This is a genomic window from Kribbella sandramycini, from assembly GCF_013131805.1.
Taxonomy (GTDB): Bacteria; Actinomycetota; Actinomycetes; order Propionibacteriales; family Kribbellaceae; genus Kribbella; species Kribbella sandramycini.
On sequence record NZ_JABJRC010000009.1, the window covers coordinates 206,319 to 229,084 of the forward strand.

The 22,766-nt window shown below is 69.4% G+C and carries 24 protein-coding genes; 14 read left to right on the forward strand and 10 right to left on the reverse strand.

Going from position 1 to position 22,766, the window contains the following annotated elements; all coding sequences use genetic code 11:
• Positions 1-8: 8 nt before the first annotated feature.
• On the forward strand, positions 9-629 hold the full coding sequence (locus HPO96_RS31040; RefSeq protein WP_171677941.1) for a hypothetical protein: 621 nt from the start codon (positions 9-11) through the stop codon (positions 627-629).
• Here the strand turns inward: HPO96_RS31040 and HPO96_RS31045 are convergent.
• Complete coding sequence (locus HPO96_RS31045) at positions 622-1,980, reverse strand: MFS transporter (RefSeq protein WP_171677942.1); 1,359 nt, start codon at positions 1,978-1,980, stop codon at positions 622-624. The genes HPO96_RS31040 and HPO96_RS31045 overlap by 8 nt on opposite strands.
• Before the next feature lie 48 nt (positions 1,981-2,028).
• Between HPO96_RS31045 and HPO96_RS31050 the strand changes: the two genes are divergently transcribed.
• A complete protein-coding gene (locus HPO96_RS31050; RefSeq protein WP_171677943.1) occupies positions 2,029-2,421 on the forward strand; it encodes a MerR family transcriptional regulator in 393 nt (130 codons plus the stop codon).
• Here HPO96_RS31050 and HPO96_RS31055 read toward each other — a convergent pair whose 3' ends face one another.
• Genes HPO96_RS31055 through deoC form a run of 3 tightly spaced genes read right to left on the reverse strand, consistent with a single transcriptional unit; the run spans position 2,422 to position 5,683 of the window.
• A complete protein-coding gene (locus HPO96_RS31055; protein ID WP_171677944.1) occupies positions 2,422-3,297 on the reverse strand; it encodes an aldehyde dehydrogenase family protein in 876 nt (291 codons plus the stop codon).
• Positions 3,287-4,723, reverse strand: a complete 1,437-nt coding sequence (locus tag HPO96_RS31060) for an aldehyde dehydrogenase family protein (RefSeq protein WP_171677945.1) — start codon at positions 4,721-4,723, stop codon at positions 3,287-3,289. The genes HPO96_RS31055 and HPO96_RS31060 overlap by 11 nt, the downstream gene beginning before the upstream one ends.
• 3 nt (positions 4,724-4,726) lie before the next feature.
• Complete coding sequence (gene deoC / locus HPO96_RS31065; protein WP_171677946.1) at positions 4,727-5,683, reverse strand: deoxyribose-phosphate aldolase; 957 nt, start codon at positions 5,681-5,683, stop codon at positions 4,727-4,729.
• Positions 5,684-5,729: 46 nt separating this feature from the next.
• On the opposite strand from deoC, the gene HPO96_RS31070 reads away from it, so the two are divergent.
• From HPO96_RS31070 to HPO96_RS31085, 4 genes are all read left to right on the forward strand, one after another.
• Positions 5,730-6,290, forward strand: coding sequence for a PH domain-containing protein (locus HPO96_RS31070; protein WP_171677947.1), 561 nt, complete (start codon positions 5,730-5,732; stop codon positions 6,288-6,290).
• A gap of 4 nt (positions 6,291-6,294) precedes the next feature.
• Positions 6,295-7,194, forward strand: coding sequence for an alpha/beta hydrolase (locus HPO96_RS31075; protein WP_337796883.1), 900 nt, complete (start codon positions 6,295-6,297; stop codon positions 7,192-7,194).
• A 112-nt stretch (positions 7,195-7,306) separates the two neighbouring features.
• Positions 7,307-8,233 (forward strand): neutral zinc metallopeptidase, encoded by a 927-nt coding sequence (locus HPO96_RS31080; RefSeq protein WP_171677948.1) that lies wholly within the window; start codon positions 7,307-7,309, stop codon positions 8,231-8,233.
• A gap of 167 nt (positions 8,234-8,400) precedes the next feature.
• Positions 8,401-8,847, forward strand: coding sequence for a hypothetical protein (locus tag HPO96_RS31085; RefSeq protein WP_171677949.1), 447 nt, complete (start codon positions 8,401-8,403; stop codon positions 8,845-8,847).
• Position 8,848: 1 nt separating this feature from the next.
• Here the strand turns inward: HPO96_RS31085 and HPO96_RS31090 are convergent, their stop codons facing one another.
• Together HPO96_RS31090 and HPO96_RS31095 are read right to left on the reverse strand one after the other, a co-directional pair.
• Entirely contained in the window at positions 8,849-10,528 is a 1,680-nt protein-coding gene (locus HPO96_RS31090) for a phospho-sugar mutase (protein WP_171677950.1), read from the reverse strand.
• A 13-nt stretch (positions 10,529-10,541) separates the two neighbouring features.
• Complete coding sequence (locus tag HPO96_RS31095) at positions 10,542-11,003, reverse strand: gamma-glutamylcyclotransferase (RefSeq protein WP_171677951.1); 462 nt, start codon at positions 11,001-11,003, stop codon at positions 10,542-10,544.
• Positions 11,004-11,034: 31 nt separating this feature from the next.
• Here HPO96_RS31095 and HPO96_RS31100 point away from each other — a divergent pair, with 31 nt between their 5' ends.
• From HPO96_RS31100 to HPO96_RS31115, 4 genes are all read left to right on the forward strand, one after another.
• Positions 11,035-12,414, forward strand: coding sequence for an NAD(P)H-quinone dehydrogenase (locus HPO96_RS31100; protein ID WP_171677952.1), 1,380 nt, complete (start codon positions 11,035-11,037; stop codon positions 12,412-12,414).
• A 121-nt stretch (positions 12,415-12,535) separates the two neighbouring features.
• Positions 12,536-13,738, forward strand: coding sequence for a chymotrypsin family serine protease (locus HPO96_RS31105; protein ID WP_171677953.1), 1,203 nt, complete (start codon positions 12,536-12,538; stop codon positions 13,736-13,738).
• A gap of 66 nt (positions 13,739-13,804) precedes the next feature.
• Positions 13,805-14,305: a SigE family RNA polymerase sigma factor gene (locus tag HPO96_RS31110; RefSeq protein WP_171677954.1), complete on the forward strand. Its 501-nt coding sequence runs from the start codon at positions 13,805-13,807 to the stop codon at positions 14,303-14,305.
• A complete protein-coding gene (locus HPO96_RS31115; RefSeq protein WP_171677955.1) occupies positions 14,302-15,150 on the forward strand; it encodes a hypothetical protein in 849 nt (282 codons plus the stop codon). The genes HPO96_RS31110 and HPO96_RS31115 overlap by 4 nt, the downstream gene beginning before the upstream one ends.
• Position 15,151: 1 nt before the next feature.
• Here HPO96_RS31115 and HPO96_RS31120 read toward each other — a convergent pair whose 3' ends face one another.
• The gene (locus tag HPO96_RS31120) at positions 15,152-15,835 is read right to left on the reverse strand and encodes a hypothetical protein (RefSeq protein WP_171677956.1); all 684 of its coding nucleotides are present in this window, start codon (positions 15,833-15,835) and stop codon (positions 15,152-15,154) included.
• Between the two features lie 152 nt (positions 15,836-15,987).
• The gene (locus tag HPO96_RS31125) at positions 15,988-16,794 is read right to left on the reverse strand and encodes a hypothetical protein (RefSeq protein ID WP_171677957.1); all 807 of its coding nucleotides are present in this window, start codon (positions 16,792-16,794) and stop codon (positions 15,988-15,990) included.
• A 163-nt stretch (positions 16,795-16,957) separates the two neighbouring features.
• On the opposite strand from HPO96_RS31125, the gene HPO96_RS31130 reads away from it, so the two are divergent.
• The 4 genes from HPO96_RS31130 to HPO96_RS31145 all read left to right on the forward strand — a co-directional run bounded on the left by HPO96_RS31130 (position 16,958) and on the right by HPO96_RS31145 (position 21,296).
• Positions 16,958-18,523 (forward strand): N-acetylmuramoyl-L-alanine amidase, encoded by a 1,566-nt coding sequence (locus HPO96_RS31130; protein ID WP_171677958.1) that lies wholly within the window; start codon positions 16,958-16,960, stop codon positions 18,521-18,523.
• Positions 18,520-19,740, forward strand: coding sequence for a SpoIID/LytB domain-containing protein (locus HPO96_RS31135; RefSeq protein ID WP_238355687.1), 1,221 nt, complete (start codon positions 18,520-18,522; stop codon positions 19,738-19,740). The genes HPO96_RS31130 and HPO96_RS31135 overlap by 4 nt, the downstream gene beginning before the upstream one ends.
• A 77-nt stretch (positions 19,741-19,817) precedes the next feature.
• Positions 19,818-20,978: a glycoside hydrolase family 76 protein gene (locus HPO96_RS31140; protein WP_171677959.1), complete on the forward strand. Its 1,161-nt coding sequence runs from the start codon at positions 19,818-19,820 to the stop codon at positions 20,976-20,978.
• Positions 20,979-21,089: 111 nt separating this feature from the next.
• Complete coding sequence (locus HPO96_RS31145) at positions 21,090-21,296, forward strand: hypothetical protein (RefSeq protein WP_171677960.1); 207 nt, start codon at positions 21,090-21,092, stop codon at positions 21,294-21,296.
• On the opposite strand, the gene HPO96_RS31150 is transcribed toward HPO96_RS31145, so the two are convergent.
• Together HPO96_RS31150 and HPO96_RS31155 are read right to left on the reverse strand one after the other, a co-directional pair.
• Positions 21,293-21,802, reverse strand: coding sequence for a hypothetical protein (locus tag HPO96_RS31150; protein WP_171677961.1), 510 nt, complete (start codon positions 21,800-21,802; stop codon positions 21,293-21,295). The two genes, HPO96_RS31145 and HPO96_RS31150, sit on opposite strands and share 4 nt — an antisense overlap.
• An 85-nt stretch (positions 21,803-21,887) precedes the next feature.
• Positions 21,888-22,760, reverse strand: a complete 873-nt coding sequence (locus tag HPO96_RS31155) for a peptidylprolyl isomerase (protein WP_171677962.1) — start codon at positions 22,758-22,760, stop codon at positions 21,888-21,890.
• Between the last annotated feature and the right edge of the window lie 6 nt (positions 22,761-22,766).

A 22,766-nucleotide genomic window follows, 5' to 3' on the forward strand; every position in this document is an offset into this window, starting at 1 on the left:
GTAGCGACATGGCTACTCACCGCAATCTGCTGATCCTCGGTGCCGCCGTCCTCCCCCTCGTCGCCGGCGCCGGTGTCGCCGCGGCCGCGCCGGTCGCGAGCTACGCGTGCCGGGCCGACACCAAGTTTGGCAAGCACCTGCTGTCGCTGCGGCAGGGCGTCGACGCGAAGGCGCCCGCGACCGTCAAACCCAACCACCGCTTCTCGATCACCGTCGACCTCAAACCCGGTTCACTGCCCGGTGAGGTCAAGGGCTTCAAGCTCAAGGAGGTCCGCGACCTCCGGCTCCGGGTCCCGATCCCGGCCAACTCGTCGTACGTCAGCGCCACCCTGACGGGCGGCTCCGGCCTCAACTCGACGCCGTCCGTCCGGCTGGAGGGCCGGGTCGCGGTGATCTCGGTCGCCGGCCCGATCGCCGGCGGCGCCAACTATCAGCTGCCGACCCTGACGGTCCGGCTCAAGGCCGGCCGCCGCGGCGCGGTCATCGAGACCCGGCTGAAAGGCACGTCGTACGACGACCCCGGGCTCACGCTGACCGCGAAGATCAAGTGGAAGTTCGTCACGATCAACTCCCCGGTCAGCTGCTACCCCGACCCGAACCCGGCCCTCACCCGAACGACCGTCAAGTAGCCGTCCGGATCGAGCGGAAGGCCACCGCGGCCAGGGCCAGGCAGGCCGCCGCGCCGATCACCGCAACCACTGCCAGCCCATCGGTGAACCCGTGCGAACGCTCAATGAGCAGACCGATACTCCCGAGGACGGCGACCCCGAACGCGAGCCCGAACTCGACACTCGTCTCCGAGAGCGCGGAGGCGGCGCCGGCGCGCGCCGGCGGTGCTGAACTGACGACGAGTTCGGTGCCCAAGGCCATGATCGGCCCCTGGCCGAGGTAGATGACCACCAGCCCAGCCGCTGCCGCCAGGGCGCTGTTCACCTGTGTCAGCACGAGAAACCCGATTGCCGAGAGCAACAAGGCGAAACCCATCAACCGGCCGGCCGGGATCCGCTGGGCCAGCGCCGGGCTCAGGATCGAGGTGAGGATCATCGCGGCCGCCGACGGCAGCAGCCACAACCCGGCGCGCAGGGGCGACAACGCCAGCCCCTGCTGGAGATAGAGCGAGACGAAAAGGTAGCCCCCGGCAACGGCCGCGAGCGCGCCGAGCAGCACGATCAGCGCGCCGCGGAACCGCGGGCTGCCGAACAACCCGACGTCCACCAGTGGTGCGCTCAGGCCCCGCTGACGGCGAACGAAGAAGACGCCCAGCACGACGCCGACGACCAGGCCGGCAGCGGCCGGGGCCAGCTGTCCTTCGGCGAGCTGCTTGATCCCGAAGATGAACGGCAGTACCGAGCCGAGCGACAACAGCACGCTGCCCAGATCAAGTATGCCGGGCTGCGGATCGCGGTACTCCGGGAGCAACAGCGGACCCGCGATCAGTAGCAGCGCCATCACCGGCACCGCGACCAGGAACGCGGAACCCCACCAGAACCACTCCAAGAGAACGCCGCCGACCACCGGCCCGAGCGCGACGCCGCCGGACAACCCAGCGGCCCAGATCCCGATCGCAGTCCCACGCTGCCGACCGTCCGCGAACATGTTGCTGATCAAGGCGAGGGTCGAGGGCATCAGCGTCGCGCCGGCGATCCCGAGCAAGGCGCGCGCGATGATCAGCATCGTCGGGCTGATCGCACAGGCGGCCAGGATCGAGGTGGCGAGGAAGGCGGCCGCGCCGATCAGCAGCAGCCGGCGCCGGCCGATCCGATCGCCGAGCGTCCCCATCGTGACCAGAAATCCGGCGACCAGGAAGCCGTACGCGTCGGTGATCCAGAGCAGTTCACTCGGCGACGGCCGGAGGTCGGCGGACAGGCTGGGGAGGGCCAGATAGAGGATCGTGGCGTCCATCGCCAGCAGCAACGTGGGCAGGACCAGGACCGCGAGCCCGAGCCATTCGCGCGGACCGGCGGTGCTTCTCAGTGACATGCTCCGACGGTAAAGTCTCACATGGATGTCAGAGTCAAGAGGAGATCCATGCGTATCGGAGAACTCGAACGCCGGACCGGGGTCAGCCAGCGCCTGCTCCGGTACTACGAAGAACAGGGCCTGCTCGAGCCGGTCCGTCGTCCGAGCGGCTACCGCGAGTACGCCGAGGCCGACGTCGAGAAGGTCGGCCACATTCGCAACCTGCTCGCCGCCGGTCTCTCGACGATCACGATCGCCGATGTCCTGCCCTGTATGGGCTCCGAAGGCGGTCGGCTGATCGCCGACTGCCCTGAACTGCTGCTCGACCTCTACCGTGAGCGGGACCGGCTGGCGGCGTCGATCGCCGAGCTCAGCACGGCCCTCGACACCCTGCAGGCGGTCATCGCCACCGCGCCGCCGGGAGTGGCCGAAGAGGCGGCCAGACTCCCGGTCCCGCAGTGATCAGACGCCGATCGGGTGCCAGACGGTCTTGAGCTCCAGGTACTGCGTGAGGCGGGACAGACCCGGCGACTCGGCCCAGTCCTCATCGGCCGGGCGGCGGACCCGCTTGAGGTTCTCGGCCGCGGCTGCCTCCAGCTCACGAGCCTCGTCGAGGTCGTCGATCCCGGCCAGGTCGATCGCGTTCACGTCGAGGTGCGAGGCCAGCCAGGGGCCGATCTCGGTCGCCGAACCGGTCAGGATGTTCACCACGCCACCGGGCAGATCGGACGTCGCCATCACCTCGCCCAGCGTCACCGCGGGCAGCGGGCGCTCGAACGACGAGACCGCGACCACCGTGTTCCCGGAGACGATCGCCGGGGCGATCACCGAGGTCAGCCCGAGCAGGCTGGACTCCTGCGGGGCCAGCACCGCGACCACGCCGGTTGCCTCGGGCAACGAGAAGTCGAAGTACGGGCCGGCCACGGGGTTGCTGGAGCCGACCACCTGGGCGATCTTGTCGGCCCAGCCGGCGTACCAGACCCAGCGGTCGATACTGGCGTCCACGACACCGCGGGCCTTGGCGATCGACAGCCCTTCGGAGGCGGCGACCTCGGCGCTGAACTGCTCGTGCCGGCCCTCCATCACCTCGGCGATCCGGTAGAGGATCTGGCCGCGGTTGTAGGCCGTCTTCGCCGACCAGCCGCCGAACGCCTTCCGGGCCGCCACGACGGCGTCCCGGGCGTCCTTGCGGGAGGCCTGGGACGCGTTCGCGAGGAACTTGCCCTTGGCGTTGTTCACCACGTACGACCGGCCGGACTCGCTGCGCGGGAACGCGCCGCCGACGTACAGCTTGTAGGTCTTGCGCACCTCGAGGCGGCCGCTGTCTTTAGTGGGCAAGGTAGGCCTCCAGGCCGTGGCGGCCGCCTTCGCGGCCGTAACCCGACTCCTTGTAACCGCCGAACGGCGAGGTCGGGTCGAAACGGTTGAACGTGTTGGCCCAGACCACGCCGGCGCGCAGCTGGTTGGCCATCCAGAGGATCCGGGAGCCCTTCTCGGTCCAGATCCCGGCGGACAGGCCGAACGGCGTGTTGTTCGCCTTCTCGACCGCCTCGGCGGGGGTGCGGAAGGTGAGCACCGACAGCACCGGGCCGAAGATCTCCTCGCGGGCGATCCGGTGCGCCTGGGAGACGCCGGTGAAAACCGTCGGCGGGAACCAGTAGCCCTGGGCCGGCAGCTCGCACTCGGGCGACCAGCGCTCGGAGCCCTCGTCCTCGCCGATCTGGGCCAGCTCGCGGATCCGGGCCAGCTGGGCCGCGGAGTTGATCGCGCCGATATCGGTGTTCTTGTCCAGCGGGTCGCCGACGCGGAGCGTCTCCATCCGGCGCTTGAGCCGGCCGAGCACCTCGTCGTACACGCTCTCCTGGACGAGCAGCCGCGAACCCGCGCAGCAGACGTGGCCCTGGTTGAAGAAGATGCCGTTGACGATGCCCTCGATGGTCTGGTCGATCGGGGCGTCCTCGAAGACGATGTTCGCGGCCTTGCCGCCGAGCTCCAGCGTGACCGCCTTGTCGGTGCCCGCGACGGATTTCGCGATCGCGCGGCCGACGGCGGTCGAGCCGGTGAAGGCGACCTTGTTCACGTCCGGGTGCTCGACGAGGGCCTGGCCGGTGCGGCCGGCGCCGGTGACGATGTTGACCACACCGGGCGGCAGATCCGCCTGCTGACAGATCTCGGCGAACGCGAGCGCGGTCAGCGGCGTCGTCTCGGCCGGCTTCAGCACGACGGTGTTCCCGGCGGCGAGCGCGGGGGCGATCTTCCAGGCCAGCATCAGCAGCGGGAAGTTCCACGGGATGACCTGCCCGGCCACGCCCCACGGCCGCGGGTCCTCGCCGGCGCCGGCGTACTCGAGTTTGTCGGCCCAGCCGGCGTAGTAGAAGAAGTGCGCCGCGACCAGCGGGATGTCGACATCACGCGACTCCCGGATCGGCTTGCCGTTGTCGAGTGACTCCAGCACGGCGAGCTCCCGCGCGCGCTCCTGGATCAGCCGCGCGATCCGGAACAGGTACTTCGCCCGGTCCCGGCCGGCCATCGGGCCCCAGACCTTCTCGAACGCCTTGCGGGCCGCGCGAACAGCCTTGTCGACGTCGGCCGGACCGGCCTCGCTGACCTCGGCCAGCACCTCCTCCGAGGCGGGGCTGACGGTCTTGAAGGGTTTGCCGTCGGTCGCCTCGACGAAGGCGCCGTTGACGAACAGCCCGTACGACGACTTGATGTCGACGATGGCCCGCGACTCGGGGGCCGGTGCGTACTCGAATCTGCTCATGCCTCAGTCCAGCGTGAAGTAGTCGGGGCCGGGGTAGTGCCCGGTGGCCAGCTTGGTGCGTTGCATCAGCAGGTCGTTCAGCAGACTGGAGGCGCCGAAGCGGAACAGCTCCGGATCCAGCCAGTCGGGGCCGGCGGTCTCGTTGACCGTGACCAGGTACTTGATCGCGTCCTTCGCCGTCCGGATCCCGCCGGCCGGTTTGACGCCGATGTGCAGGCCGGTGGCCTCGTGGTAGTCGCGGACCGCCTCGAGCATCACCAGCGTGACCGGCAGCGTCGCGGCCGGGGAAACCTTGCCGGTCGAAGTCTTGATGAAGTCCGCGCCCGCGAGCATCGCCAGCCAGGACGCGCGCCGGACGTTGTCGTAGGTGACCAGCTCACCGGTCTCCAGGATCACCTTCAGGTGCGCGTCGCCGGCGGCCTCGCGGATCGCCAGAATCTCGTCGAAGACCAGGCCGTAGCGGCCGGACAGGAACGCGCCGCGGTCGATCACCATGTCGACCTCGTCGGCGCCGGACGCGACGGCGTCCTTGGTGTCCTGGATCTTGATCGCCAGGCTCGAACGCCCGCTGGGGAAGGCGGTTGCCACACTCGCGACGTTGATACCGGTGCCCTTGAGCTCGTACTTCGCCGTGGCCACCAGATCCGGGTAGACGCAGACCGCGGCCACCTGCGGGGCGGTCGCGTCGGCCGGGTCGGGCCGCTTCGCCTTGGCGCACAGGGCGCGCACCTTGCCCGGGGTGTCCTGGCCCTCCAGCGTGGTCAGGTCGATCATCTGGATCGCCAGGTCGAGCGCGTACGCCTTCGCCGTGGTCTTGATCGACCGCGTGCTCAGCGTGGCCGCGCGGGCCTCCGCGCCGACCTGGTCGACGCCCGGCAGGCCGAGCAGGAACCGGCGCAGCCGGTCCTCGGACGAGGTCACGTCGGCCAGTGTGTCGACCCCGCTGTCGGTAGTTGTCACCCTGGCGAGTCTAGTGCTGTTCCAGGGCCCCCGTTACCTTGTGCACGTGAAGTCGAATACGGCCGAGACCGAGCGGTACCTGTCCACGTCCAACCGGATCACCGGGGTGATCGTGATGTTCATCGGCGCCCTCGGGTTGCTGGACATCGTGATCGAATGGCGGACGGTCACCGGCCTGCTGGTGGGGTGCCTGATCGCGATCGCGATGATGCTGACGTACGTCGGGCTGATCCGGCCGTCGGTCACGCTCGGACGCACGGACCTGCTGCTGCGTAACCATCTGCGCGACCACCGGATCCCGTGGGACAAGGTGACCGGGGCCGATATCACCGACATCCTCCGCGTGCACACGGAGAACGACCGGTTCCGGGCGCCCGGCGTCCAGCTCGTGATGCGCGACCTGCGCAAGCAGCGGATGGGCCGCGACAAGCCCGCGAGCGAGAGCTCGCTGTCCCGCGCCGACCTGGTCGTGGACCGGATCGAGGCGCATATGAGCCAGTACGGCAAGGAACCCGGCGGCGAGCTGCGGACGTCGTGGGCGCGGATCGAGCTGATCGTGATCGCCGTGCTGGCCGTCGTCGCCGTCGTGGCCGCGATCCTGCGCTGACCGCGTGGTCGAGCGGCGGACGATCCTGCGCGCCGGGGGCGCCGCGCTGGTCGTCGGCGCGACCGCGGGTGTCGTCGGCCTCGAGACCGGGCTGATCCCTGGTCGCGCGCGGGTGCACGACCTGGTCGGACTGACCGGTCCGGATGGTGTGATCCCCGACGTACCGGCCGGCCCGGCGGCGTCCGGGAGCTTCGAGTCGTTCGGGCGGCGGACGACCGTGCGCTACTCGGTGCTCTACCCGGACGGGTACGAGCCGACCGACCCGTTGCCCGTCGTACTGGTGTTGCACGGGCGTGGCGGTGATCACACGTCCGCGGTGCGCGACCTCGGGATCGACCGCTACCTGACCGCTGCCGTCCGATCCGGGACGCCGCCGTTCGCCCTCGCGACCGTCGACGGCGGCGCCGACACGTACTGGCACCGGCGGGTGACCGACGAGGACCCGGGCTTCATGCTCGACCAGGAGTTCCTGCCCCTGTTGGCGAAACGCGGTCTCGACACCGCCCGGTACGGTGTCCTCGGCTGGTCCATGGGCGGGTACGGCGCGCTGTTGCTGGCGGCCCTGCGGTCGTGGCAGCGCCGCGTCCGGCCGGGGACGCGCGCGGTCGCCGTCGGCGCGCTCAGCCCGGCGATCTGGCGCTCGTACGCCGATGCCGCACCAGGGGCCTTCGACAACCAAGAGGACTTCGACGGCGGTCAGCTCTTCGGCCGCCGGGTCGGATTACAGGATGTTGCCGTCCGCATCGATTGCGGGCGGGACGACCCGTTCGCCGAGGCCGCCGCCGACCTGCGGCGCGAGCTGCGCGCGGGCGGTGGCCAACAGGCCGGAGCGCATACACCTGGTTACTGGCGGCGCATGCTCCCGGCCCAGTTGGAGTTCCTCGGCAGGGAACTTCGAAATTAGTGGGAACTGGGACGAAATCGTTGACGTCGGAGTCCGTGTCCAGGCCGGGAGGTGAACCCCCGGCCGGCCCAGGATGGTCCCGACAGTCCCCAAGTTCTCGAGAGTGGAGCTCATGGTCAACCTCTCCCGTACCACCCGGCTCGGCATGGCCGGCGTCGCCGTACTGGCCGGTCTCGCGGTCGTCGCGCCGACCGCCGCGCAGGCCGGCAGCACCGGTAACCGGCCGCTGCCGGTCACCGAGAAGGCGGCCGAGTCCGAGCACGCGCACGTCGACGCGGCCCCGGTCGCACTGGCCGGCTACACCGGCCCGTCGGCGCTGAAGATCGTGCGGTACAACAAGCTCTACAAGACCAAGCCGATCCCGGCGTCGCGCTGCAAAGAGGTCAACGTCTCGATGCGGACGACGGCCGGCGTCCAGCAGTACGTGAACCAGCTGTACAAGTGCATGTACGCCGCGTGGAAGCCGATCCTGGCCCAGGCCGGCGCCAAGTCCACGGCCGGGCCGAAGCTGCACGTCACCACCGCGCAGCGCGCCAACACGCCCTGCGGCGTGATCTCGCTGACCCGCGCGTTCTACTGCGAGAACAACATCTACTTCCCGGCGCAGGTCGTGGTGAACTTCTGGAAGACCGCCAGCCCGACGTACGCCCGGGTCTACGCGACCAACACGATGGCGCACGAGTACGGTCACCACATCCAGGAGGCGACCGGCATCATGGACGCGTCCTGGTGGCGGCAGCGCGCGATGAAGACCAACACCCAGAAGCTCGAGGAGAGCCGCCGCCGCGAGCTGCAGGCCTCCTGCCTGGGCTCGGCGTACATCGGCGCGAACCGCCGCTTCTACCCGATGACCGGCGCGCTCTACAACGAGTGGCGCTGGCTGGTGACGCACTCCGGTGACGTCAAGGGCTACCCGCGCGACCACGGCTCGTTCGCCAACCACGGCTGGTGGTCGGAGCACGGCTTCTTCGCGACCAGCTCGACGACCACCGCGGCCCGGTGCAACACCTACGAATCCGCGCCGTCGCGGGTCTCCTGATTGCTCCTGATCCGCACGTAACTCAGCCGCCTGGTACGCGTTGCCGTACCAGGCGGCTGTTGCGTTTTGGCGACAACCACACGATCTGCGATCGTGTGGTTACTTGTTTCGGATCCGCACGCCCTACAGTTCTGAGTCGAACGGTCGAACGGCAGGAGTCAAGGACAGTGAACTACGACGAGTTCAACACCGAGTACGCGAAGGTGCTGGACAAGATCAAGAGCGGTCGGGCCACCTGGTCGGAGCTGTCCGGGCATGTCACCCGGCTGCGCCAGGCCACCGGCGGGATCACCGCGCCGGTGGAGCGGACGCAGATCGACAGCGACCTGGCCGCCCTGAGCCAGATGGTCGACATGTCGCGGCGGACCAACGACAAGGAGGACGTCTGGACGGTCACCTCCGAGGCGATCCGCCGGGCCAGCAGCCAGGAGGGTTCGGTCGCCGACCGGATCAGCCGGATCGAGGGCGCGATCAACGACATCACCAGCCTGGCCTCCCGGAACCCCGACGAGCGGGACGCGCTGATGCAGTCGACCAGCACCCTGCGCATCCTGCACTCGTCGCTGCAGGCCTCCTTGCGCGCCGAGCAGGCCGAGGCCGCCGCCGCGCACTGATTCACAGCCCCAGGGCTGTGGAGAGCGCCTTCTTGATACCGGCGAGGTCGCCGGCCGCGGTGGTTCTCGCCGCGGCGACATCCCCGTTCTGCACGGGGACGACGACCTCCAGGTAGCACTTGAGCTTCGGCTCGGTGCCGGACGGACGAACGACGACGCGGGCGCCTTCGGACAGCGTGTACCGAAGGCCGTCCGTCGGCGGCAGCTCCGCCGAACCCTCCGCCAGATCGTCGACCCGGACGACGCCGTGCGCCCCGAGCTCGGTCGGCGGCGTCGCGCGCAGGTTCGCCATCGCGGTCTGGATCAGGCTCAGATCCTCGACCCGCACCGACAGCTGGTCGGTCGCGTGCAGCCCGTACTTCACCGCCAGCTCGTCGAGCAGGTCGACCAGCGTCTTCCCGTCGGCCTTCGCCCGAGCCGCCAGCTCCAGCACCCGGACGAGCGTCGACACGCCGTCCTTGTCCTTCACCGCGCCCGGGTCGACGCAGTACCCCAGCGCCTCCTCGTACCCGAACACCAGCCCCGGCACCCGCCCGATCCATTTGAACCCGGTCAGCGTCTCCACGTACCGGACGTCGTACGCCGCCGCGATCTTCCCCAGCAGCGACGACGAAACGATCGAACAGGCCGCCACCCCGTCCGGCCTGCTCGACAGCAGGAACTCCCCGAGCAACGCGCCGAGCTCATCCCCCCGAAGCATCCGCCAGCCCGCGCCCGCCGCGGCCCCGCCTGCGGCGCTCGCCTCCGCCCCGCCTCCTACCCCCGGGTCTGGCACCGCGACCGCGCAGCGGTCGGCGTCCGGGTCGTTCGCGACGGCGATGTCGGTGCCGATCTCCTGCGCCAGCTCCAGAGCGAGATCGATTGCGCCGGGCTCCTCGGGGTTCGGGAAGCTGACGGTGGGGAAATCGGGGTCGGGTTCGGCCTGCGCGGCAACTACCGCGGGGACGGCGAAGCCGGCGCGGGTGACGGCGTCCTCGGCGAGGGTGCGTCCGACGCCGTGGAGGGGCGTGTAGGCGACTTTCAGCTCCCGCGGCGCATCCGAGGGCACCAACTCGGCGATCCGGTCCAGATAGGCGTCCAGGAGCTCGGAGCCGATGGTCTGCCAGTCGTCACCTCGCGGCACCGACGCGAGCGGCCCGACCGCGGCGATGGCGGCCGCGATCTCGGCGTCCGCCGGCGGCACGATCTGCGACCCGTCGCCCAGGTAGACCTTGTAGCCGTTGTCCTGCGGCGGGTTGTGCGACGCCGTCACCACCACCCCGGCCACCGCCTTCAGATGCCGGATGCCGAAGGCGACCACCGGCGTCGGCGCATGCCGATCCAGCAACACCGCGTCCAGCCCCGCACCCCGGATCACCGCGGCCGTGTCCTGCGCGAACACGTCGGACTTGTGCCGGGCGTCGTACCCGATCAGCACCGGCCCGTCGGTCAGCCCCTTCGCCTTCAGGTACGCCGCCAGCCCGGCCGCCGCCCGGATCACCACGACCCGGTTCATCCGGTTCGGCCCGGCGCCGACGGCTCCGCGCAGCCCCGCCGTCCCGAACTCCAGCGTCCCGGCGAACCGATCAGCCAGCTCGGCGGTGTCACCGGCCGCCAGCAACGCCGTCAGCTCGGCGCGGGTGTCCGGATCAGGGTCTTCACTCAGCCAGGCTTCGGCGGCGCTACGCAGCTCATCAGTCACTACCGCAGGTTAACTAATGTCCGGACGACTGGCAGGGGCGCGAGCGGATCTCGGCGACGTAGTCGTCGGGGGCGCCGGCGGCTTCGGCGGCCTCGGCGAGGATGCCCAGGTAACGGGCTGAGGGCAGGCCGCCCTCGTAGGCGTTCAGGACGTACATCCAGGCCAGCTGCTCGCCGTCCAGCGTCTGCACCCGGACCTGGATCTTGCGGTAGACGCCCTGGTCGATCCACTCCCACTCGTCCAGGCGCTCGATGTCCTTGGGGTGGATGTCGTAGAGCGCCACGAAGACCTGGTTGCCCGGGTCGGCGGCGTCCTCGACGACGGTCGCCATGGCGCCCTCCCAGCCGAGCTCCTCACCGCCGAAGGTGAGCCGCCAGCCGGCGATCCAGCCGGTGCCGCGCAGGGGTGAGTACGGGCACCGCTCGGACATCAGGTTCGGGTCGAGATTCGACGCAAAAGCGGCGTACAGGCTCACGAGAAATCAGGATACGGAACAATGGCCTCTCGTGGCGCGAGTTGTGATCATCGGTGGCGGTCCTGGCGGGTACGAAGCGGCGAGTGCGGCCGCCCAATTGGGAGCGGAGGTGACGGTCGTCGATTCCGACGGAATCGGCGGGTCTGCGGTACTCACCGACTGTGTTCCGAGCAAGACCCTGATCGCCACCGCGGAGCTCATGACCGAGGTGGAGGAGGCCGGTGAGCTCGGCGTCCGGGTGGACGACGGCGACGACGACCCGGCGAACTCCGTCCGCGTCGATCTGTCCGTCGTGAACCGGCGCGTCAAGGCGCTCGCGGCGGCCCAGGGCGAGGGGATCGAGCGCCGGCTCGAGTTCGACAAGGTGCGGATCGTCAACGGCCGCGGCCGGCTCGACGGGCCCGAGACCGTGGTCGTCGGCGACGAGCGGCTGAGCGCCGACGTCGTCCTGATCGCCACTGGGGCAAGGCCGCGCGTGCTCAAGGGCTCCGAGCCGGACGGCGAGCGGATCCTCACCTGGGAGCAGGTCTACGAGCTCACCGACCTGCCCGAGCGGCTGATCGTGGTCGGCTCCGGCGTCACCGGCGCCGAGTTCGCCAGCGCGTACGACGCGCTCGGCAGCGACGTCGTCCTGGTGTCGTCCCGCGACCGGGTCCTGCCCGGTGAGGACGCCGACGCGGCCGCCGTCCTGGAGGACGTCTTCAAGCGCCGCGGCCTGACCGTCCTGGGCAAGTCCCGGGCCGAGTCCGTCCAGCGCCAGGGGGACGGCGTCGTGGTCACCCTGACCGACGGCCGGACGGTCGAGGGCTCGCACGCCCTGCTCGCCGTCGGCTCGCTGCCCAACACCGACGAAATGGGCCTTGTCGAGTCGGGCGTGTCGCTCACCGACGGCGGCTTCATCCAGGTCGACCGGGTCTCCCGCACCTCCGCCCGCGGCGTCTACGCGGCCGGCGACTGCACCGGCGTCCTGATGCTCGCCTCGGTCGCCGCCATGCAGGGCCGGATCGCCATGGCCCACGCCCTCGGCGACGCCGTCGCCCCGCTCGACCAGTCCACCGTCTCGGCCAACGTCTTCACCGCCCCCGAGATCGCCACTGTCGGCCTCACCCAGGCAACCCTCGACGCCGGCGGCTCCACCGCCATGGTCGTCAAGGTCCCCCTGGCCGACAACGCCCGCGCCAAGATGCAAGGCATCCGCGACGGCTTCGTCAAACTCTTCTGCCTCCCCAACACCGGCATCATCGTCGGCGGCGTCGTCGTGGCCCCCCGAGCCTCCGAACTCATCCACCCCATCGCCCTCGCCGTAGCCGCCCGCCTCACCGTCGACCAGGTAGCCGCCTCCTTCACCGTCTACCCCTCCATCTCCGGCTCCATCGCCGAAGCCGCCCGCCGCCTCCACCTCCGCAACTGATCTTTTGCACTTTGTGGCAGGCCCTTTGCACGTTGTGACATCACAACGTACCTGGACCTGCCCGAACCGCCGTTGATAGACCGGAGTCACACACTCCTGTTCAAAAGCGGTGGGGAGAGAAATGCGCAAATTCGGTGTATTTGTTGCGATATCCGCAGCCCTGGTGGCGGCCGGTGGGGTACCGGTCGCCACGGCGAAAGTCCCGGCCCCGACGCCGGAGCTCGCGAAAACCGACCTGACCACCCTTCGCAGTGGCGATTCCCTGGAAAAGATCCGGGCCGCCCTGCCGGCCGCGAATTACGCCGGCGCCTACGTGACCGACAACGGCGTACTCCGGGTCCTGGTCACCAAGGCGATGCCGCTGCCCAAGCTGTCCGCCGACACCGACGCCCCGGTCGAGGTCGTCAAGGTGACCCACTCGCTGGCCGCCCTCGACGCGCGGATGGCGCAGGTCTTCGCCGCTCGCGACAAGCTGAGCGACGCGAAGTCCCAGATCGTCCAGGTCGACGTCAACGAGCCCGGCAACGCCCTGGAGATCGCCGTCCACGGGCCCAGCACGCCCGAGCTCCGCGAGCGCGTCGCCGCCCTCGCCCCCGGCACCCCACTCGAGTTCGTGCCCGGACCGGCGCCGACAGAGGACGATCTGCATTACTCCAGCCGGGTCGAGGACTTCGCACCCTGGAGCTCCGGAACGTTCATCCACAACAACTGGACCGGCGGTGTCTGTACCTCGGGCCCCGGCCTGCGCATCGGCTCGAACGAGTACATGCTGACCGCCGGGCACTGCGGCCGAACGACCGGTGAGCTCATCCAGCAGGGACATCCGGGAGTGTTGTCCAACCTGCCGAGCATCGGCAGGGTCTCGAACCGATCCGGCTATCCGAACCTCGACGCGATGGTCATCCCGACGAACATGAGCCCGACGATGTACCGAACCTGGTACAACTTCCATACCGTCCAAGCGACACCGTGGGAAAGCCTCACCGGGCAGACGGTGTGCACCGGCGGTGCTTTCACCGGCGAATCCTGCAATCTGAAGATCGGTCGCACGAACTTTTGCTCCGACGCCCATGACAGTTGTGGTCTGACCCAGGCGTCCCGCGCCGGGGCTATTGCGGCAGGTCAAGGCGACAGTGGTGGACCGGTGTACATTGTGGCGCCCGGGCTACGCTACTCCGGAATTGTCACCGGGCCGACGACAGCCGAAGGGCAATTCGTCTGTTCGTCCTACCCCACTGATACCCGCTGGTGTTCGTCGTCCATTGTCTTCACCCGGATCCAGAACGTGCTGACCTACTACGGGGCCTCGCTCGCGGTCTCCTGACCCCAGGGAACCATTGACCGGAGCCCGCCTGTCTGTATGAGTGTGGGCTCCGGGAAGGACCAAGTGATGACCGACGACTCCGACTTCACCGCGTACGTCGCGGCGCGGTGGGGTGCGCTGGTGCGGGCGGCGATGTTGCTCGGGTGTAGTGATCCGGAGGCCGAGGATCTGGTGCAGACGGTGCTGGAGCGCTGTTTGGTGAAGTGGGCCAAGGTGCGGGTGGCTGAGGATCGGGATGCGTACGTGCACCGGATTCTGGTCAACACGTTCATCTCGTCGCGGCGGCGGCGCTGGTCGGGGGAGCGGCCGGTGGCTGTTTTTCCGGAGCGGGCGACGCCGGACGAGACGGCGGGTGTCGATATGACTGACGCGGTGATGCGGGCGCTCGAGCGGTTGGGGCAGGACCAGCGGGCTGCGGTGGTGTTGCGGTACTACGCGCACCTGACCGACGAGCAGGCGGCTGCGGCGCTCGGGGTGGCGGTCGGGACGGTGAAGAGCCGGCTGTCGCGCGCTTCGAAGATCCTTGCGGAAGATCCGGGACTGGCGGAATTGCGAGGGGCACGATGACCGAACCCAACTTGAGCGATGTGCTGGATCGAGCCGTGGCGGACAAGGTCGTCGGGCCGCCGCGGATCGACGCGATTCGATCGGGTGCGGCGCGGATCCGGCGGCGGCGCCGGGCCGGGGTCGCGGGTGCGGTGGCGGCGATCGTGGCGGTGGCCGGCGGGACGGCGTTCCTGGCCCAGGGGCCGGCGGCTACGCAGCCGCCGGTGGCCGCCGATCCGCCGGCTGGTCCGACGCGGCTGGTGGGTATCGGGCAGGTGGCGGTCGCCGTGCCGGTTACCTGGGGCCGGAATGCGGTCAGGTGCGGAGGTACGCCGACGAAGGACACGGTGGTGATCGACCTGCGGCACCTGACGTTCTGCATGGCGCCGCGACCGAAGGACACCGAGAGCATCGAGCTTGCCGGTGGCAACCCGAAGCGGTTCGCGTTCCGGTCCGAAGAGGTGGTCGAGATCGGTGGCGTCCGAGCCGAACGGCAACGGACGACCTGCGCTCCAGGGGCCCTGAACCGGGTCGAGACCTGCTCCGGCGCGGTCTACTTCCCGACCCTCGGCGTGATCATCCACGCGCAGTCCAGCACGGACGCCGCCACCGTCGACCGGATGCTCGGCTGGGTCACGGTTGCTCCAGATCGGGTCGGGGTCCCGGAGCCGTGGTACCACGAGAAGCAGTCGGCGAGTCCCTCGGGCACGAAGTACCTCGAGCAACTAAAAGCACTCGGACTACGGCCCGTCGTCGAGACCAAGAAGGCCTCCGGCCAATTCGCCGGCGACCTCCTCGACGTCCGGCCCGCCCCGGGCACAGTCCTGACACCCGGAGCGGCCGTGACGGTCGTCGTGGTCGGCTGATTCAGACCCGCTTGGTCGCGGAGTACGCGTACCAGACCGTCTGGCTCGACGGGACGTACACGCGGTAGTCGCGGGCGCGGTTGGTGGTGATGACGAAGCTGGCGGCGCCGGTCTTCGAGTTCGGGTACGCCCAGCCGAGGTCGGTCCAGGTGGTGGACCCGACGTCGCGCTTCTGGAACAGCACCCGGCCGTGGTGCCGCGCGAAGGCGTTCGTCTTGGTGGCGTAGTACGTCGCCCGCGCGGAGAGCGTGGTCTTGGTCCCCTTCCGCACGCCGGTCAGGCCGATGGCGGCGGCGCACTTGGTGGTGGAGGTGGCCGGTAGCAGGGTGGCGACATTGCGACCGGCGCTGTCGCGGCCGTAGCCGTCGGGAGTCCAGCGGGTGGTGACGCCGATCGGCGTCTTGTTCACCCAGATGGTGACGCTGTCCCAGGGACCGCCGACGCCGTAGTTGTACCTGCCGTCGGGGCGTACCGCCCACCAGTTGGTGTCCTGGACCGTCTTGGGGCAGCCGCTGCCCAGCTTCAGGCTGTAGATGTAGCTGCTCGGCGAGTTGATGGTCAGCTTTGCCGGCACCGGCAGTGAACACTTCGGCAGCGCCTGCGGTGCGGCCGTGGCGGGCGCCTGGCCGGTGAGCACTCCGGCGGCGAGGACGGCGAGGGCCGCGGTGAGGGAGCGGTAACGCATGGAGGTCTCCTTGGTGAGGGCGACCGTCACCCCACGGTCGCGCAGGCGGAGACTACCGCTCGGGTGCTCGGGGTGTCTGCGCGAACGGATTGCAGGTTGATGCAAAAGGCCCCGGCGGACCGTGCTGGTCGCCGGGGCCTTCCGGGAGTTGGCTAGAAGTCGCCGCCGCCGAAGTCGCCGAAGTCCCAGCCGCCGGCGTCGCCGCCGGCATCGCCCATGTCGCCGCCCATGTCGCCACCGCCCATGTCGCCGCCCATGTCACCGCCGGCGAAGTCGCCGTAGGCGCCGCCGGCGAACATGCCGCCGAGCATGGTGCCGAGGAACATACCGGTCATCACGCCGCCGAGGGCGCCGAACATGCCCTGGGCGTAGGGGGAGTAGGCGGGGCCGGCCTCCCAGTAGGGGACGCGCTGCGGGCCAACCATGACCTTGCGGACGTCGGGCTCGGCGCCGGCCCGGACGCGCTCGGCGTCCGCGGCGCAGGCCGGGACCTCGCGCGGGGCGCCGCCGGGCGGCGACCACATCACGTCGACGACCGAGGGGCCGTGCTGCGGGTTGAAGAAACACGACGGACGACGCTGCGGCAGCGGCTCGCCGTTCACCCGGGCGCGGACGCAGGCAGCGGCGTACCGGCCGTCCTCGAGGATCTCGATCACGTGTTTGATCTGGTCGGCCTCGGTGACCTGGCCGACGGCCTGCTTGGCCGATTCGTAGGCGTCCAGCGCGCGCTGGTAGTCCTGCCGGGCGCCGTCGCCGAGATCCTTGCCGACCATCTCCAGATCGAGGTCCTGCAGCTCCTCGCCGAAGCGGGTGATGTCCTCGTCGGCGGTCCGCTTGACCGACTCGAGCTCGGCCGCGGTGATCTCGTGCTGCTTCTTGGTCTGCAGCTGGGTCCGACGGTACGAGCGGTACGCCAGCACCGCGATCACCACCACAGCGATGATCAGGATGTATGTCATGTCGGGCCTCTTCAAATTATGGGGCTTTACGGCGAGCTTATCGAACCCCGCAAACCCGGCACGCCACGCAGGGTGACCGCAATCCGCCGAATGCGGTCACGGAACGCGCATAATCGATTACCGCCGCCCAGCGACCGCATCACCTCCGCCGGAAGGCTGTTCGATGAGCCAGACCCTCCGACTCGTCACGCTCGCCCTGACCGCACTCTCGCTGACCGCGCCGCAGGCCCTGCCGGGTGCCCCGGAGCCGACGTCGGCGCCCACACCGGCGGCCGCCGACGACAGCTACCAAGAGCTCGCGATCACCGGTCCCTCGACGGCCGCCGAGACGAAGCCGTTCGCGCTGCTCGGGGTCACCTGGCCGGCCGGCGTCGCCGGCGTCCAGGCCAAGGTCCGGGTCAAACGCGCGGGCCAGTGGACGGAGTGGCAGCCGCTGCACATCGACGACAGCCACGGCCCCGACGTCCCCGAGGGCCGGCCGGGGACCGAACCGCTCTGGGTCGGTGATGCGGACGGCGTCCAGGCCAGCGCGGTCGACGGCAGCGGAGCGACGGTAGCCGGGGCTGTGGTGACGTTGATCCAGCCCGGCGTCCGATCGAGTGACAGTGGCGAGTCGCCGTCCACGCAGGACGTCGATCCGGCGGCGACGCGCGCGCCGTACCCGATGCCGAACGTGTGGAGCCGCAAGCGCTGGGGCGCCGACGAGCGGCTGCGTAGCCGGAACAAGGGCTGTGCGCGGCCGAAGTACACCAAGACGGTGCTGGCGGCGTTCGTCCATCACACCGCCGATCGCAACGACTACACGCGGGCGCAGGCCCCGGCGATGGTGCGGGCGATGTACGCGTACCACGTGAAGAGCCGGGGCTGGTGCGACCTCGGGTACAACTTCCTCGTCGACCGCTTCGGCCGCGCGTTCGAGGGCCGGTACGGCGGCGCCGCGCTGCCCGTGCTCGGCGCGCACACCGAGGCCTTCAACGGGAACTCGTTCGGCGTCGCGCTGATCGGCAACTTCGACAAGGTCGCGCCGCCGGCCTCGATGCTCGAGGCAACGGCCCGGGTGATCGCCTGGAAACTCGACGCGAACTACCGGTCGCCGTCGGCAAGTATCGTGCTGGCCGGGCACAAGGTGCACACGATCTCCGGGCATCGCGACACCAAGGCGACCGCGTGCCCCGGGCAACAGCTCTACGCCGAACTCGGTTGGCTGAAGCAACGGGTCAACACCTTGATGGGCGGCACGGTGACGACGCCGATCTACCGGTTCGCGAAGAAGATCGGCTTCCGGACGCTCGGCCAGCCGTACTGGGGTGAGCATCCGACGCGCACCGGCTGGGCGACGTACTTCGGTACCCGGGACGTCTTCTACTCGGTCTCCACCGGCGCCCACTCGACCGCGGGCGTCTTCCGGAATCGCTATCGCCGGATGGGCCCCGACGTCCGGCTCGGGTTGCCGACGACCGAAGTACACAACGGCCGCGTCCCGGGGACGCGGGTGCAGATCTTCCGGGACGGCGGCTTCTACTGGGCGCGCCCGTACGGCGTCCGCCCGGTGACCGGGCTGATCTACCGCAAGTACGTCGCGCTCGGGGCCGAGCGGTCGCGGCTCGGGCTGCCGATCACCGATATCTACAAGGTGCGCGGCGGTCTGCGGCAGAAGTATCAGAACGGGTGGCTGACTTACCACGCGCACCGGCGGACGGTGCTCGTCCAGTATCGGAGTGGCTCATGAGGAAGCGTCTGATCGCTGCTGTCGTCGTCGGGTCCGCGCTGGTCAGCGCGACGGCGCAGGCCCGCGAGATCGAGCCGGATGCGGCCAAGGAGACCACGATCAGCGGTCGCGGCTTCGGGCACGGGCGCGGGATGTCGCAGTACGGCGCCCAGGGCGCGGCGATCGCGGGAAAGTCGGCGCAGCAGATCCTGGACTTCTACTACCCGGGGACGACCCGCGGGAAGGCGACCGGGAGTATCCGGGTCCGGATCAGCGCGGACACCACCGACGGGATCCGGGTTGCCGCGGTCAACAACCTGAAGGTGCGCGACCTGGTCCGGAAGAAGGTCTACGTGTTGCCGAAGGCATCGACCCGGAACCAGTGGTCGATCGATCCGCACGGCGAGCACGGGACGAAGGTCAGCTCGTACAACACCAAGACGCGCAAGTGGACGCTGTGGAAGACGTTCGGCTCGATGACGCAGTTCGAGGGCGCCGCGGTGACCAGCCTGATCCTGCCGAGCGGCGCCGTCCGGCGGTATCGCGGCGGGCTGCGCGCGATCGATGTCGGGGGCAAACACCTGGACACGGTCAACGTGGTGTCGCTGGAGCACTACCTGCGCGGCGTCGTCCCGCGGGAGGCGCTGTCGACCTGGAAGCCGGCCGCGCTGCAGGCACAGTCCGTTGCTGCTCGCACCTATTCGGTCTTCCATCGGAGCCGGAGTGCCAAGCGGGCTTACGATCTGTGCGACACGATCGCCTGTCAGGTGTACGGCGGCTACGACTCGGAGAAGGCCGCGACGAACGCCGCGATCACGGCGACGGCCGGGCAGGTGCGGCTCTACAAGGGCAAACCGATCATCGCCGAGTTCTCCTCGTCGAACGGTGGCGCGACGGCGGCCGGCAAAGTCCCGTACCAGGTGATGAAGGTCGACGCCTGGGATGCCTATCCGGGTAACGGCAACCCGAACGTCACCTGGACGGTGACCCGATCGGCCGCCGACGTCCAGGCCGCCTTCGATGTCGGCGCGATCCGGTCGCTGCGGGTGTTGCGGCGAACCGGGGTCGGGCCGAGCGGCGGGCGTGCCGTCCGCGTGGTCGCCGTCGGCTCGAAGGGGACGCGCGAGCTGAGCGCGGACAAGCTCCGCGGGCGGCTGCACCTGCGGTCGGCCTGGCTGGCCTTCCCGGCGGCTCCACTTGATATGACAACTCTGTCGGCCGCGGTCGCCGGTCGCTGACCCATTGACGGAAATCCCTTGTGCCGGTTAGAACATGACATCGATGTCAACCGCCACCGCTCAAGAGGAGCCGGTCGATGCTTGGAAAATTGGGTATATCAACTCGGATCGCGGCGGGCCTGCTCGCGGTCGCGGTCGTGGGCTCGCTGCAGACCGTGACGGCTGAAGCCGGGATCAATCCGGCGACGAACGCGGCCCGCGCGAAGGCGTCGTACGACGCGATCAACAAGTACTTCAGCGCCGGGCCCGGGCTGCTGCTGGAGGAGTACCCGAACACGCACTCCAACCCGTACTCGTACATCTGGCCCTACTCCCAGGCGGCCGTCGCGGCGGAGAACCTCGCCGGGATCCCGGGCGCCGGTCACAAGGCGTCGGCCGAGGCCGACCGCCGGATCGACGGCTACGCGCCGTACTGGAACGCGGCCACGACGCCGAAGGGCTACGACTCCTACGTCCGGCCGCCGCTCGGCCAGGGCGGGGACAAGTTCTACGACGACAACGAGTGGATCGGGCTGCACCTCGTCCAGCACCACAAGCGCACCGGCGACCGCGCCGCCCTCGCGCGCGCCCGCGAGATCTTCACCCTCGTCATCCACGGCTGGGACACCGACCCGACCCATCCCTGCGCCGGCGGCGTCTACTGGACCCAGGCCCCCTGGAGCCAGGACCGCAACACCATCTCCAACGGCCCGGGCGCCGAACTCGGCGCCCACCTCTACCTGCTCACCCGCGACCGCACCTACCTGACCTGGGCCAAGCGCATGTACCAGTGGGCCCAGGACTGCATGCTCGCCCCCAACGGCCTCTACTGGGACCACATCGACCTCGCCGGCACCATCGAGAAGACCCAGTGGACCTACAACCAGGGCGTCATGCTCGGCGCCGGCGTCCTGCTCTACAAAGCCACCGGCGACCACCGCTACCTCCGCGACGCCAAGTCCGTTGCCAACGCCTCCCTGGCCTTCTACAACACCCGCGAACTCCTCGCCAAGAACGGCGCCGCCTTCAACTCCATCTGGTTCAAGAACCTCCTGATCCTCGACTCCGTCAGCCCCGACCCCCGCTACCGCAAAGCCATGCAGTCCTACGCCGACGACACCTGGACCACCCTCCGCGACCCCGCCACCAACCTCTACAAGTTCCGCGAAGGCCCGGTCGAACTCCTCCAACAGTCCGGTATCGCCCAGATCCACGCCCTGCTGGCCTGGCCCCGCTCCAAATACGGCCTCCTGGCCTGAACCCGGCTCCGTCGGTGCGACTGCTTGCTGCGGTCGCACCGACGGCGAAGGCCGAACCTCGAGGACGAGTTGACCTTCCGGTGATCGGTCCGGGCGGGCTACGGTCTGTGGATGGGAATCTCCCCGCGGGACCGTCGCCGCCGGTCATGGGCGCTGTACGGCGCCCTGATCCTGATTGTGCTGAATGTGCTGTTGACGCTGGTCTCGGGCCCTGGTGAGCAATCGGATTCGATCATCTTCGGTTCGTTGCTCGCAGCCCCGATCGGGCTGGCGTGCGGATTCGGCCTGGCACTCCTGCGCGAGCGCCGCGACCGCTAGGGCTGAGGTTTCTTGGACCTGCTCCGCCGGACCGCTCCCCAGCGGGTGACGCCGATCGCGGCGAAGACCAGCAGTGCACCGGCAATCAGCCGTGGGGTGTCTCCGGCTGAGGTCTCGGCCGCTATGTGGACGGCGACGTTGCCGATGGGTCTGTTGTAGTCGCCGACGGCTGCGACCTGAACAACGTAGTCGCCTGGAGCGCCGGTGAGCGTGAACTGCCCGGTGGCGCGGTCGCCGACGCAGTCGACCGTACGGGCGGCGTCCCCGTGGACCCGAAGTCCTTGTGCCGTAATGCTGACCTTCGTCGGCGTATCGGGGCGATTCGAGCTGCGGGTCAGCTGATAAGGGACGGTGAGCTTGTGGCCGGCCTTGGCCGCAACGGTCTGCGGGACCTCCAGACCGAGTGACCCGGGTGGGTGCGACGTCTGGTAGATCCCACTTCCGGGCCGGACCTTGACCTGCCGGACCAGGTTGCTGCCGCGCTGATCGATACTCAGTTCGAGCACGTTGGATTCGGCTGAGATTGCACGAACCTGCAGCGCAGCAAAGAGCCGCCGCCGAAGGCGAGCTTCGGCGGCGGCTGTTGTTTGCTCAGGCGGCTGAGGTTGCCGTGTTGATCTTGACCGGGGTGGCGGGGGCGCCGTCGGTGGGGCCGTTCTGGGGTTTGACGCCGGCTTGGGCGACCTTGTCGAGGATCTTCAGGGAGGGCTCGTCGATGGTGCCGAAGGCGGTGTACTGCGGGCCCAGGGCGGAGGCGTCGCCGTAGACGATGAAGAACTGGCTGCCGTTGGTGGCGGGGCCGGCGTTGGCCATGGCGACGATGCCGCGGCCGTACTTGAGGGTCGAGTAGACCTCGTCGGCGAAGCTGTAGCCGGGGCCGCCGGAGCCGGAGCCGGACGGGTCGCCGCACTGGAGGACCTGGAGGCCGTCGCCGACGGTGAGGCGGTGGCAGGTGGTGTTGTCGAAGTACTTCTGGCCGGTGAGGCTCAGGAAGCTCTTGACGGTGCAGGGCGCGAGCGCGCTGTCGAGGGTGAGCTGGAGGTCGCCGACCGAGGTGTTCAGGCTGACCTTCGTCGTCCCGGAGGCCTTGGTCTTGCCGTCCTCCGGGGCGTTCACCTTCTTGGCGGGCGCTTCGCCCTTCTTGTACGAGCAGTCGACCTCGGCCGGCAGCGGCTTGTCGCGCTTGGGCGCGGCCGCGAGGGCGGTCGGGATGCTCTTCGGCTTGTTCTCCGCGCCGGTCGGCTGCTCGTTGGTCGGCGGCGGGGTCTCGCCGCCGGCGGCCGGGGTGTCGTCGCCGCGGGTGCCGAAGACCACGAAGACCCCGACCAGGACAGCCACCACCGCCACCACGGCCGTGACCGTGATCGCCAGGTTGCGGCGCTGCTTGGCCTGTTCAGCCTGCCGCTCGGCCTGCCGTTTGGCTTTCCGCGCCGCGAGCTGCTGCTCATGGGTCTTCTTGGACATGCAAAC